The sequence below is a fragment of the Streptomyces sp. CB02400 genome, assembly GCF_001905725.1.
GTDB classification, from domain to species: domain Bacteria; phylum Actinomycetota; class Actinomycetes; order Streptomycetales; family Streptomycetaceae; genus Streptomyces; species Streptomyces atrovirens.
Window position 1 is genome coordinate 164,174 of record NZ_LIWB01000016.1, and the last position, 12,888, is coordinate 177,061.

Here is a 12,888-nt window from a genome sequence, read left to right on the forward strand (position 1 = left end):
CGCCGCTTGAGTTCCCGGATCACGGGGAGGGCGAGTTCCAACCGATTCTGATCAGCCATCGGGATTCCTTCCAGGAAGGGCGCGGGGGGGGAAGACTTCTGGGGTTCGGGGCCTCGGTGGCGCTCGCGGGACCGTGCCGCGTTCCCGGGCGTGCTCTCAGGCTCTGGTTCCGCTGCTCGCACCGACCAGTACGGCCGAGTTGCCCGGCGCCTGCACACCCTCCAGCAGGTCCTGATGGGCCCGGCCGATCTCCTCGAACGCGTAGGTGTGTCCCAGGTGCGGGTCCAGCAGACCCATGTCCACGAGGCGGGCCACGGCGTGGCATTCGCGCGGATTGGCGAAGTGGGACCCCTGGAGCCGCTTCTGCCGCATCCACAGGTACCTGAGGTCGACATCGACGTTGAAGCCGGATGTCGCCCCGCAGATCACGATCATTCCGCCCGTGCCGCACACGTAGACCGACGTGGGGATGGTGTCGCTGCCCGGATGCTCGAAAACGATCTTCGGTGAGACCTTTTCGCCGAGGATGTCCCAGATCTCGCGCCCGAAGGCGCGGAGTTCGGCGGTCCACCGCTTGTGCTCTTCGGTGCCGATCTCGGGCACGCGGCCCCAGTGGCTGTACTTGGTCCGGTCGATGACGCCGGTGGCGCCCGCGTCGAGGCAGTACTTGGCCTTCTCCGGCGAGGACACGACGGCGATGGGCCTGCCGCCCATCTGCCGGGTCAGGGATATGGCCATGGACCCCAGGCCGCCGGAGCCACCCCAGATGAGGACCCCGTCCCCGGGCTGCACCGTGTTGGGTGCCCAGCCGTTGAGCTGTCGGTACGCCGTCGCGCCGGTCAGCAGGAAGGCCGCGGATTCCGCCCAGCTCAGCCGGGCGGGCCTGGGCAGACACTGGAAGTCGGCCACCAGGGCGAACTGGGCGAACGACCCCCAGTTCGATTCGTAGCCCCACGCTTTGAGCGATGTCGCCAGCATGGGATCGACGCCGAGCCGCACATCGGGATCGTCCTCGTCCCACAGGCCGGCCGAGACGATGACCTCGTCGCCCACCTTGACCTGCCGTACGCCCTCTCCCACCTTCCAGACGATTCCGGAGGCATCCGAACCGCCGACGTGGAAGGGCTCCGGGCTGCCCTGTCTCCGGCGCGCGGCCACGACGTCGACGGGATGTCCCTTGGCGGCCCAGACGTTGTTGTAGTTGATGCCGGCGGCCATGACCGCGACGAGAACGAACCCGGGGGGAACCTCGGGCGTGTCGACGACTTCCGTCCGGAAGGCCGTCGCCGGATCCCCGTACCGTTCCGGGCGGATGACCGACGCGTACATGGAACGCGGGACGGTCCCGAGCGGGGGCAGGTCGCCCACCTCGTACAGAGTGCTGGTCGTCGAGGAGTCCAATGTCGTCTCCGGTGTCGAGTGGTCGGTTGGTCCCTTGGCTCCGTCGCGCGCGACGACGTCAGGCGTGCACGGGATCGGGGGCGCTCGTCACCGGGGCGGCCTCGGCCGCGGCCGCGCTCTCCAGCATGTAGCCCCTCCCCCACACGGTCCGGATGGACAGTTCGACGGGCAGGAGCCGGCGGCGGAGCCGCATGATGTGCAGGTCGAGCGAGTTCCTGTTCAGTGTCGGCGTCCGCAGGGCGAAGCGCTGCACGAACTCGGTGCGGTGCACGACGTCTCCGAAGCGGTCGACGAGCAGCCGCATCAACTCGGTCTGCGTGGCCGAGACGGTGATGGAGTGGGGCCCGAAGCTCAGGGTTCCGGCCGAGTCGATCGTCGGTACCCGACTGCTGTCGAAGCGGTTCTGCAGGACGGCGACCCGGGCCTCCAGGTCGTCCCGGGAGACCGGGGGACGTACCCAGTCCTCGACCGGGTCGTCGCTGATCGGCGGCTGCGCGCCCGCCTCCACGACGAGCAGGCGCGGCATGCCCTCTTTCCGGCAGCGCGTTCTCAGCTCCGCCTGCACGGGCCATCGGACGAAGACGACGTCGGAATGTCGACCGTTCACGGCACGTCCTCCCTGTACATCCCACGTACTTCCGGGTCCGTCCCACGAAAGCCCACGGAGCTGAGGGCGCGGACGAGCCCCGGTCGAGTCCGAGGACAGAAGGCCGGCTCGAGCCCCGGTCGAGTCCGGGGGCAGCGGGGCGGCCCGGTTCAGGGCGCCGGTGTCGCCTCGCGCAGGCTCCGGGGCCGCGTGTCGGTCCAGTTCTCCTCGACGTACGCGATGCTCTCCGCCCGTCCCGCCGGTCCCGCGACGATCCGCCAACCGCCGGGCACGTCGGCGAACGTGGGCCACAGCGCGTGCTGCTCCTCGTCGTTGACCACGACGAGGAACTCGCCGTTCTCGTCGTCGAACGGGTTCACTGCCATGTCTTCTCCCTTGCTCTCATGTCCGGTGCGTCACGGGGGCCGGTGGTCAGGCGAGCGCGGTGTGGTCGATCTCGCCGCGGGCGGTCAGCGGCATGCGGGCGATCACCACGATGTCGTCCGGCATCAGGTGCCCGGGCAGTTCGGCCGCCAGCTCGCGCCGCAGTGCGGCCGGCAGCTTCGACGCCCGGCGGGCGGCCGCGGGCGCGTTGGCGAGCGGCCTGGTACGGGTGTCCAGGGGCCGGTACACGCCGTCGTAGCAGCGCGTACCGTCCGCGGGCACGATCACCGCCTCGAACCAGCCGGGTGCCTCGGCCGACCAGGTGCACAGGACGGCACGGCCGTGCTCCTCGCCCCAGGTCTCCAGCGCGTGCGGGTCGAGCGGCGTGCCGTGTGCCGTGGCGGGGACCCCGCACTCGGCCGCCTCGCTCACCAGTCTCGCGTTGGGTATCCGGGTCAGTCGGAGGCGGCCGCCGTGCCGGGCCAGTTCGGCCTCCAGGCCGGACACCCGGTGCACGTCCCGGCCCCAGGTGAGGATGGGGACGTCCGTGAGGTCCGTCGGTCCGCTCGGCTGCTTGTGCAGGACGACCTCGTAGCGGTGACGGGTGAGTTCGTTGCCGTTCGGTCCGGACTTCAGCCGGATGTCCACGGCCGCGATGCCGGGGTGCGCGTCGGCCCACTCGGTGAAGAAGCCGGGATCGAGGACGAGTTCGGTCTCGCCGAGCATGGCGCGTGCGACCGCCGCCCGGACTGCGGACGGCTCGTCGCCGGGGCGCTGAGCGTGGTGGACGGCCGTCAGGAACTCCCGCAGGGTGCCGTGGTTGCGGATGTCGCCGAGGACGATCCGGCCGCCCGGGGCCAGCCGCCGGAGTGCGACCTCCAGGACGTTCGAGAGGTAGGCGGCGTCGGGGAAGTACTGCACGACCGAGTTGAGCAGGACCGTGTCGAAGAACTCCGCCGGCAGGCCGTCGTCGGCGTCGGCGGGCAGGCATCGCAGCGTCACCTTGTCCTTCAGCCGCGGATCGGTGGCGACCTGGGCGGCGAGGCGTTCGATGACCGGCTCCGAGAAGTCGGTACCCCAGTAGGCCTCGGCCTCCGGGGCCAGCGGGCCGAGCAGGAGGCCGGAGCCGACCCCGATCTCCAGCACCCGGTGCGCCCCCGGTCCGCGCACCCGCTCCACCGCGGACGCGCGCCACCGGCGCATCTGCGGCAGGGGGATGGGCTCGCGCGTGTAGGAGCTGTTCCATCCGGTGAAGTCGTCGCCGATCCCGGTGGCGGCCGGCGCGGTGTCGCCGTACATCGAGTCGTAGACCGCGCGCCACTTCTCGACGTGCCTGGTCACGTCCGCGTCCGGCACCTCGGGCACCACGTACGCCACCAGGTGCCGCTCGCCGAGCGGGTTCTCGCGGGGGGCCACGGCCGCCTGCGCCACGCCGTCCTGCCTCCGGAGCGCGGCCTCGATCTCCTCGAACCGGTTGACGGACCACGTGCGCTGCCGCGCGTACGGGAGGGGCGCCATGTTCCTGTCTGCCTTTCGGTCGTCTGCGCAGGGTGAGCCCACCCTGGAAGGGGTTCTCGAGCCGTCCGCGTGCGTGCTCAGGCGACGGCCGCCAGCGCCTCGCGCATGGCCGCCGCCAGGTCCGCCGGACGGCTGCTCGGCAGGTCGTGGCTGCCCGGCAGCGACACGACCCGGAACGGCCCGGTGGTGAGCGCCGACCACGCCTCGATCAGGGCGGGGTCGACGGTGTGGTCGTCGCGGCCGTACACGGCGACCGTCGGGACCGGGACGGGCTCGACGGCACCGCTCTCGTACAGCTCCAGCTCGTAGGTCTCCATGACCTCGTAGTCGGCGCGCAGGGCGGGCTCGACGATGTCGAGCAGGTCCTCGTTGCCGAGGAGCTGTGACGGGAGGTACCCGTCCGTCACGACCTGCCGGAGGAAGTCCGGCCGCGGCAACGCCCACGTGGGCTCGCGGCGGAGGCTCCCGGGCGCCGGGTGCGAGGAGACGACGAGCGCCCGCGTCCGGGCGGGGCCCAGGCGACGTGCCACCTCGTAGGCGATCGACGAGCCCGCGCAGTGCCCGTACAGCACCACCGGCCGTCCCTGCGCGTGGTGGAGCAGTTCGTCGGCGACCTTGTCGGCGAGCTCGTGCATGACGGTCTCCGCCGGTTCCCCGAGCCGGGACTCCCGGCCCGGAAGGCGTACCGCGAAGGCGTCGAAGGCGTCGGAGAGCTCGACGCACAGCTGACGCACCGTGGTCACGCCGGCGCCCGCGTGCGGAAAGGCGTACAGCGCGCGGTCCTTGGGGCCGTCGTGAGGGACACCGACGAACCAGCGACTCTTCGTGTTTGTTCCCATGCACGTGAGGATGACCGGTCGTCCCGGCCCATGGGCGCCGACCCTGACGGGCCTGTGAAAGATCCTCGGCCGATCGCCGGGCGTCACGGCGAGACTGGCACGCGGGAAAGGCAGCGAGAGCCAGTCGGGGGAAGCAGAGCCCGCGAGAGACGCAGGAGTGAGTGGTGGACAACTTCGGACCGGTCGGGGTGGCGAGCCCGGACCACACCGGCCACGACGGCCCGGACCTCGAACCGCTGCGCGCCCAGGTGCGGAGTCAGTGGGTCGACGTACTGGAGCACGACGACTTCGGCGACGACGAGGACTTCTTCGACGCCGGCGGAAACTCCCTGCTGGTCGCCGAGATCATGGCCGCGCTCGGGGCCGAGTTCGGCGTGCGCGTGGAGCTCCGGCTCTTCTTCGCCCACCCGACGGTCAATGAACTGACCGGCGCGCTCGCGGCCCACGAGGCTTTCAAGGCGGCGGCCCGGTGAGCGCCTCGCCGACGTCCGTCCAGGGCGCGCCCTGGAGCGGGTGGAACGAGACCACGCGGCCCTTCCGCGACGACGCCACGGTCCCCGAGCTGATCGCCGAGGCCGCCCGGCGCCACCCGGACCACCCGGCGATCGTGGATTCCGACAAGCGGGTCCTCACCCACGGCGAACTGGACCGCCTCTCCAACCGGCTGGCACGGCTGCTGCGCGAGCTGGGGCTGGGCCGGGGCTCCAGCGTGGGCGTCTACGGCGAGCGCGGCGCCCCGGCCCTCGTCGGAATGCTCGCGGTGCTCAAGGCCGGCGCCTCCTACGTCCCGCTCGACCCGGCGTGGCCCGCCTCCCGGGTGGTCGGGCTGCTCGACCGGCTCGACGTGACGGCCGTACTGACCGACCGCGCGTCCCTGCCCTCCGTGCAGGAGTTCCGGTGGGAGGTGCCTTCGCTCCGCCACGTGCTGTGCCCCGACATCCCCGAGGAGTTCTCCTGGTCGGCCACGTTCCGGCGCGAGCAGGTCGCGGATCTCTCCGACCCTCCGTCCGGCTCCGCGGACCCGCTCGAAGCCGCCGGCTTCCAGGTCTGCCAGGACCACGTGGCGCGGTTCGTACGGTCCGCGACGTCCGCCGAACGGCCCTCGGTCCTGGAGATCGGGTGCGGATCCGGCCTGGTCGTCGAGGCCCTGGCACCGTGGGCGTCCCGCTACGTCGCCGTCGACCCCTCACCGGAGTCCGTGGCCCGGAGCAAGGAGGCCGGGGACCGCGCCGGGGGCGAGGTCGAGGGCGTGGTGTGCTTCGCCCATGAGGCGGCCGAGCGGGTCCACGGCCCGTTCGACGTCGTCGTGCTGGCCGGTACGGTGCGGTTCCTGCCGGACCTCGACCACCTGACCGGCGTCCTCGACTCACTTGTCGGGCTGCTCGCCGACGACGGTGTCATCGTCCTCGCCGACCTCGTCGGCCCCGGGCTCGGCGCCGGTTCCGGACTGCGGGTGCCGCCCCGCTACGTCGAGCGCCTCCCCGAACTCCTGCCCGGGGTGGCCCACGCGGGCGTCCACCGCCGCCGGGCCGGGGAGTTCACCGGTGAACCCGCCGAGCGGTACGACGCCGTCATCCGCGTCGAGCCGTCCCGCGACCGTGCGGCGGCGCCGGGCCGCGAGCCGCTGTGGACCGGCCATCACATCGGCCTCCGGCCGGCCGGCCCCCTCGCCACCGGTCCGACGGCCGACGACGCCTGCTACACCATTTTCACGTCCGGCTCGACCGGTGCGCCCAAGGGAGTCGTCGTCGGCCACCGGGCCGTGGTGAACCTGATCGACTGCATGAACCGCACCTACGAGGTCGGGCCCGCCGACGAGATCCTGTTCACCGTGTCGTTCTGCTTCGACCTCTCGGTCTACGACATGTTCGGTGTGCTGGCCGCCGGCGCGACCGTGCGGGTGGCGTCCGCGGCGGACCTCGCCGAGCCGGACACCCTGGTGGATCTGCTAGAACAGGAGAGCATCACCATCTGGGACTCGGCGCCCGCCACCCTGGGCATGGTCATGCCCTTCGTCGAGGCCCGCGAGCCGGCCGGGCGCGACACGCTCCGTCTGGTCCTCCTCAGCGGCGACTGGATCCCGGTGCCGCTCCCGGACCAGGTCCGGGGCGCGTTCCCCCACGCCGAGGTGGTGGCGCTGGGCGGCGCCACGGAGACCACCGTCTGGTCGAACCACCACCGGGTGGGCGAGGTCGACCTCACGCGGCCGAGCTTCCCCTATGGGCAACCGATGCAGAACACCCGCAGCTACGTGCTCGACAGCGGCCTGCGGCCCTGCCCCCTCGGCGAGGAGGGCGACCTGTACGTCGCCGGCGCGGGCGTGGGCGTGGGGTACGCCGGCGCCGCCGCTCTCACCGCCGCCAGGTTCCTGCCCGACCCGGGAGCCCGGCGCCCCGGCGAACGCATGTACCGCACCGGTGACCGCGCCCGCTGGCTGCCCAACGGCGACCTGGAGTTCCTGGGCCGCCTCGACGACCAGGTCAAGGTGCGCGGCCACCGGATCGAACTGGGCGAGGTGCAGAGTGCCCTCCTCCAGTGCCCGGGTGTCCGCGCCGCGTCGGTCGTGGCGCCCGTCGGGCGGAGGGGGCGCACGCTGGCCGCCTTCTACGTGCCGACGGCCGAGCCCCTGGCGAAGGCCGAGCTCGTGAGCGCCCTGCGGGCCCTCGTGCCGTCGCACATGATCCCGTCGCGCATCGTCGCGCTCGACGAGCTTCCCCTGACCAGCACGGGCAAGATCGACCGGGCCGCCCTCCTGGGCCGGCTGTGAACAGCGGACCGCGGACACCGTTCATCCGCGAAAAGAACGACAGTGCTTTCGAAGTGGCGTCAATGCCGCACCGACCGGTGGAACGCCGGTCCAACTTCGCTAGAGGAATACGGTCGAAGCGGTCCGCATGAGTTGACAACCTGCATATCGGAGAGATCGGATCACGGAGGGGATTTCCCCGCAAGGCATGTCACCTCCGATCCGGAACGAGGTATGCAGCGGTGACCACAGCATTGAACGCGTCCGCGCGAACCAAGCATGATTTCCCACTGAAGGAAATTCCCGCCCTGCGGGTCAGGGACGGGCTGGGGGGAATTCGGACGTTCCGCCGTGACCAGCTCGGATTCCTCCGGTCCGGACTTGAGCAATACGGAGACATCTACCGTTTCCGGCTTCTCAACATGCGTGTGGTCATGCTCAATCACCCGGATTACATTCGGCATGTGCTGGTCGACAAGGCCGAGCAGTACGACAAGAACGCCGCTGTCTTCCGCATAGCCCGCCCCGTCCTGCGCGACGGGCTGATCGCCACGCCCGACATGGAGCTGTGGCGGCGGCAGCGGCGGATGATGGCGCCGTACTTCACCCCGCGCACGGTCAGTAAGTTCGCCCGCAACATGACGGACGAGACGACGAGCATGCTGGAGCGCTGGGAGGCCCGTGGCGAGGCCGGTGCCCCGCTGGACGTCACCGACGAGTTCGGGCAGCTCGCCCTGCGCATCGTCAGCCGGTCGCTCTTCAGCGCCGAAGTGGGCGACGCGGCGCAGGCCTTCGAGCGGGCCTTCCAGCTCGCCAACACCGTGCTCGGGAAATTCTTCAGCTTTCCCTTCCCACCGCTGAGTTTCCCCACACCCAGCCATGTGCGGCTGCGCCGGGCCATCGACAGGATGGACGGATTCGTCTCCCGGTTCATTCAGAACCGGCTGACCGACGAGGTCGAGGTCGGCCAGGAACCCGACCTGCTCTCCTTGTTCCTCCATGCCGTGGACGAGGGCGACGGCAAGGGAATGGATCTCGAACAGCTCCACCACGAAGTGCTCAACATCTGCGTGGGAGCCTACGAAACCACCACCAATACCCTGGCCTGGGCTTTCTACCTGCTGGCGCGGCACCCGGAGGTGGAAAGCAGACTCCACGCGGAAGTGGACGAGGTGCTCGGCGCCCACACGGTTCCGGATTTCGAGGATCTGCCCCGGCTGACGTACACGCGGATGATCGTCGACGAGGTGCTGCGCATCTACTCCCCGGCCTACCAGCTGATGCGGCACACCCGCGAGGAGGACGTCATCGACGGCTACCGGGTGCCGGCCGGCACCCAGGTCCTCGTCAACAGCTATCTCCTGCACCGCCATCCGGACTTCTGGGAGGACCCCGAGCGTTTCGAGCCGGAGCGCTTCAGCGCGGAGCGGATCGCCCAGCGGCCCAAGCACGCCTACGTTCCCTTCGGCAGCGGGCCCCGCGTCTGCCTCGGCAAGCATTTCGCGCTGACCGAGATCTGCCTCGCCCTGGCGACCATCGCCCGCAAGTACCGGCTGGTGACGCCCGAGGGAGCACCCGAGGTGCTTCCCGACGCCCTGATCACGCTGCACCCGAAGAACGGTGTGCACCTTCGTCTGGAGCGGCGCTGAATGAGCACGCACACCATGGGTGACGCCGGCCTCGCGCACATACCCGAGATCCACTGCCCGTTCCCCTACCGGGTGAACCCGCACGCCGACCGGGCGCGCGCGCATCTGGCCGGCTGGGTACAGCGCACGGGCCTGGTGCACCGCGAGTCCGCCAGGAAGCGTTTCGACCAGGCGGACTTCGGCTGGTTCGCCGCCCTCGTCCATCCCACCGCGAGCCTGCGGCACCTGGAGCTGATGGCGGACTGGTTCGCCTGGCTGTTCCTGGTCGACGACCAGCTCGACGACGGCCAAGCGGGCCGGAGCCCGGACCGGATGCGGCAGATGGTCGCCGGTATGCAGGACGTGCTGGAGTCGCCGGACTTCGGAGCGAGCCTGCTGTGCGACCCGGACGTGCCGCCCGCGGTCTCCTCACTGGCCGAGCTGTGGCAGCGCACCGCCGTGGACGCCCCGGCCCGCTGGCGTCGCCGCTTCATCCGGCATCTGCGTGACTGCCTGGTCACGGCAACCGTGTGGGAGGGCGGAAACCGGATCCGGGGCATCGTCCCGGACGAGGTGACGTACATCGAGAACAGGCGTCACACGGGCGCCATCTACGTCTGCATGGACCTGATCGACATCGTCGAGCGGCTCGACGTCCCCGAAGAGCTCTACGACAGCGCGGAGTTCACCAGCGCTCTGGACGCCGCCTGCAACGTGGTCTGCTGGACCAACGACGTCTACTCGCTGGACAAGGAGCGTTCGCTGGGCGAGGTGCACAACATCGCCTACCTGGCGCAGTACCACCGGGGGCTCGACCGGGAGCAGGCGCTGGCCGAGGTGTGCGCGGCCACGTCCGCGGAGACCGAGCGCTTCCTGGCGGCCGAGAGGCACCTGCTGTCGGCCCGCCCCGGGCAGAGCGCGCTGCTGGTTCCCTGTCTCGCGGGGATGCGGACGTGGATCCGCGGCAACCTCGACTGGTCGAGGCGGACGAAGCGCTACCAGGCCGGGACGGCCGTGTCCTGGGCGCGTCCCGCCGACTACGTGGAACACGCTCTCATCGGAGTGGAACAGTGACCCCCGCCCTGGCCCTGGCCCCCGACACCCGGGACGCGTGGGCCCTGCTGCGGCGGTACCGGCAGCTCACCGGTCCGCGACTCCGGCACGCCGTGGAGCAGTTGACGGAACCGGTGCGGACCATCGCCCGGTACCACTTCGGCTGGTGCGACGAGAACGGCACCCCCACGCAGGACGGGTGGGGCAAAGGCGTGCGCGGCGCTCTGGTCCTGGCCAGCGCCCAGGCGGTGGGCGGCCCGGCCGACCAGGCGCTGAGCGGCGCCGCGGCGGTGGAACTCGTGCACAACTTCTCGTTGCTGCACGACGACCTGATGGACCGTGACCGCGTCCGGCGCGGCCGCCCCACGGCCTGGAGCGTCTTCGGCGAGGCTCGGGCCGTACTGGCCGGTGACGCACTCCTGGCCCTCGCGCTGAACACCCTGGCCTGCGCACCACCGCCCCCCGCGAGTGCCACCGCGACGCAGGAACTGTGCCGGGCCCTGCTGGAACTGGTCGCCGGCCAGGGCTCCGACCTGGCGTTCGAGAGCCGGTCGGAGGTCGGCCTGGAGGACTGTCTGACGATGGCGGCGGGAAAGACCGCGTCACTTCTGTCCGCCGCCTGTGCGCTCGGCGTGCTGTCCGCGGACGGCACGCCGCACCAGGTGAGCGCGCTCCGGTCGTTCGGACACCACGTGGGCATGGTCTTCCAGCTCGTCGACGACCTGCTGGGGATCTGGGGAGACAGCGGCGCGACCGGCAAGGTGACCGGCGGGGATCTGAGGCGGCGCAAGAAGTCCCTGCCGGTGGTCGCGGCGCTCGACAGCGGCAGCGAACCGGGGCACCGCCTCGCCGAGCTCTACGGCCTGCCCCGGCCGCTGGACGACGCCGACATCACCCGCGCCGCCCGGCTGGTCGAGGAAGCGGGCGGCCGGCGATGGGCCGAGCGGGAGGCCGTACGGCACTGGGAGCAGGCGCGAGAGGAGCTCTCCCGGGCCGGCCTCGAGCCGGAAGCGACACGCGGGCTGCTCGCTCTGGCCCGGCTGATCACCCACCGCGACCGCTGACGGACAGCCACGAAGAAGGGGGAGGCCCGAGCACATGAGCCTTACTGTGGGGAACGACGACCGAAGTCCCGGTTCGCTCCTGCGGCCGGTCCGCACTCGGAGCGGGGGCGGTGACGGCACCGGCGTCCCGGCACCGCCGCCCCGCCCCGAGAAGCCGTTGCGGGCCGCTGCCGAAGCCGGCGCGACGCACTCGGAGCCGGACCTCACGCCCACTGCCGAAGCCGGCGCGACGCACTCGGGGCCGGACCTCACGTCCGCTACCGAAACCGAAACAACACCCTCGGAGCCGGACCTCACGTCCGCTACCGAAACCGAAACAACACCCTCGGAGCCGGACCTCGCCTCCGGTGCCGGAGCCGGTGCGACGCCCTCGGGGCCGGATCTCGCGTCCGCCGCCGGAGCCGGTGCGCCGCGGCGGTTCATCCTGCCCGTCGCCGCCGAGACCGGCGAGGCACTGCGCCGGGCCGTCCACGACCTGGCCGGGCAGGCCCACCCCGGCGGGGTACGTCCCGGGCGGATCGCCGCGCACGGCACGGGCACGCACCGCGTCGTCGCCACCGCGGACCGCCCGGACCGGCTGCGCGACGAACTCCTCGCACGGCTGGACCACGGGACCGCGCGCCGCACCGGTGAACGCCCCGCGCTGGCCTTCCTGTTCTCGGGCGGCGGGCCGCAGTGGATCGGCACCGGCCGCGCCCTGCTGGCCGAACCCGCCTTCCGAGCCACCCTGGACGAGTGCGACCGTGCCGTGCGTGCCGTCACCGGCTGGTCCGTCGTCGAGACGCTCCTCGCCGACGACGGCCGGACCCTCGTGCCCACGGACGTCCTCCAGCCGGTCCTGTTCTCCGTGCAGACCGCCCTGGCCCGCACCCTGCACGCGTGGGGCCTGCGGAGCGATCTCGTGCTCGGGGCGAGCATCGGGGATGTCGCCGCGGTGGTCGCCGCCGGGGCGCTGCCGCTGGAGGAGGGGGCGCGGCTCATCGCCACCTGGTCCCGGCTCGTGGCCGAACGCGCTTCGGGGCACGGCACCCTGATCGTCTGTGACATGCCGCGGGAGGACGCCGGACGTCTCAGTGCGGCTAGCGGCGGGCAGCTCTTCGTCGCGAGCCATCTCGCTCCCGGCCAGGTCTGCCTCTCCGGGACCCCGGACGGTGTCACCGAGGCCGAACGCGAGCTGTCCGCCCGAGGGATCCGAACGTTGCGCACGCCCATCGACTACGCCGGGCACAGCTCCCTGCTGGCCGGTATCGCCCCCGAACTCGTGCGCAGGATCGGTACGTTGCGCACCCGCCGTACCGCCGTCCCGTACTGGTCGACGGTCACCGGCGGTTTCGTCGACGGTGCCGCGCTCGACGCGGCGTACTGGGTGCGCAACATGTGCGAACCCACCCTGCTGGAAGAGGGGGTCCGCCACCTCGCGGGCCGACGTGCGCTGCGCATCGTCGAGATCTCCCCGCACCCGGTCGCCATGTACTCCGTCCAGCAGACGCTGACGGCCCTCGAGGACACCCGCTCCGCGGTCCTCGCCGCGTCCCACCGGGACCTGCCACCACGCCACGGCCTGGAGGACCTCGCGGCCCGGCTGTGGTGCGAAGGGTTCGAGGTGGACTGGAGCGCCGTGGGCGCCGTGGGCGCCGTGTGACGGCGGCCGGCCGCGGCCCCGGCCCGG

11 protein-coding genes are annotated in these 12,888 nt (G+C 71.6%); 6 read left to right on the plus strand and 5 right to left on the minus strand.

Translation table 11 applies throughout. The annotated features are described in order from the left end of the window. Positions 1 to 156: 156 nt before the first annotated feature. From ccrA to AMK33_RS30910, 5 genes are all read right to left on the minus strand, one after another. Positions 157 to 1,401: a crotonyl-CoA carboxylase/reductase gene (ccrA, locus tag AMK33_RS30890; RefSeq protein WP_073936294.1), complete on the minus strand. Its 1,245-nt coding sequence runs from the start codon at positions 1,399 to 1,401 to the stop codon at positions 157 to 159. Between the two features lie 58 nt (positions 1,402 to 1,459). Beyond that, positions 1,460 to 2,008: a helix-turn-helix domain-containing protein gene (locus AMK33_RS30895; protein ID WP_201263106.1), complete on the minus strand. Its 549-nt coding sequence runs from the start codon at positions 2,006 to 2,008 to the stop codon at positions 1,460 to 1,462. Positions 2,009 to 2,157: 149 nt separating this feature from the next. Beyond that, on the minus strand, positions 2,158 to 2,373 hold the full coding sequence (locus AMK33_RS30900) for an MbtH family protein (protein WP_073936295.1): 216 nt from the start codon (positions 2,371 to 2,373) through the stop codon (positions 2,158 to 2,160). Between the two features lie 46 nt (positions 2,374 to 2,419). Next, a complete protein-coding gene (locus AMK33_RS30905) occupies positions 2,420 to 3,889 on the minus strand; it encodes a class I SAM-dependent methyltransferase (protein ID WP_073936296.1) in 1,470 nt (489 codons plus the stop codon). A 77-nt stretch (positions 3,890 to 3,966) separates the two neighbouring features. Continuing rightward, positions 3,967 to 4,728, minus strand: a complete 762-nt coding sequence (locus AMK33_RS30910; protein ID WP_073936297.1) for a thioesterase II family protein — start codon at positions 4,726 to 4,728, stop codon at positions 3,967 to 3,969. Positions 4,729 to 4,892: 164 nt separating this feature from the next. Here AMK33_RS30910 and AMK33_RS30915 point away from each other — a divergent pair, with 164 nt between their 5' ends. The 6 genes from AMK33_RS30915 to AMK33_RS30940 all read left to right on the plus strand — a co-directional run bounded on the left by AMK33_RS30915 (position 4,893) and on the right by AMK33_RS30940 (position 12,861). Next, positions 4,893 to 5,201: an acyl carrier protein gene (locus AMK33_RS30915; protein ID WP_073936298.1), complete on the plus strand. Its 309-nt coding sequence runs from the start codon at positions 4,893 to 4,895 to the stop codon at positions 5,199 to 5,201. Further along, positions 5,198 to 7,495 carry an amino acid adenylation domain-containing protein gene (locus tag AMK33_RS30920; RefSeq protein ID WP_073936299.1) on the plus strand — a complete coding sequence of 766 codons (2,298 nt, stop codon included), beginning with the start codon at positions 5,198 to 5,200 and terminating at the stop codon, positions 7,493 to 7,495. The genes AMK33_RS30915 and AMK33_RS30920 overlap by 4 nt, the downstream gene beginning before the upstream one ends. A 221-nt stretch (positions 7,496 to 7,716) precedes the next feature. After that, entirely contained in the window at positions 7,717 to 9,123 is a 1,407-nt protein-coding gene (locus tag AMK33_RS30925; protein ID WP_268817391.1) for a cytochrome P450, read from the plus strand. Beyond that, positions 9,124 to 10,176: a terpene synthase family protein gene (locus AMK33_RS30930; protein ID WP_235618253.1), complete on the plus strand. Its 1,053-nt coding sequence runs from the start codon at positions 9,124 to 9,126 to the stop codon at positions 10,174 to 10,176. Further along, the gene (locus AMK33_RS30935; protein ID WP_073936301.1) at positions 10,173 to 11,219 is read left to right on the plus strand and encodes a polyprenyl synthetase family protein; all 1,047 of its coding nucleotides are present in this window, start codon (positions 10,173 to 10,175) and stop codon (positions 11,217 to 11,219) included. Before AMK33_RS30930 ends, AMK33_RS30935 begins: the two co-directional genes overlap by 4 nt. 34 nt (positions 11,220 to 11,253) lie before the next feature. After that, complete coding sequence (locus tag AMK33_RS30940) at positions 11,254 to 12,861, plus strand: acyltransferase domain-containing protein (RefSeq protein ID WP_143203877.1); 1,608 nt, start codon at positions 11,254 to 11,256, stop codon at positions 12,859 to 12,861. The last annotated feature ends 27 nt before the right edge of the window (positions 12,862 to 12,888 follow it).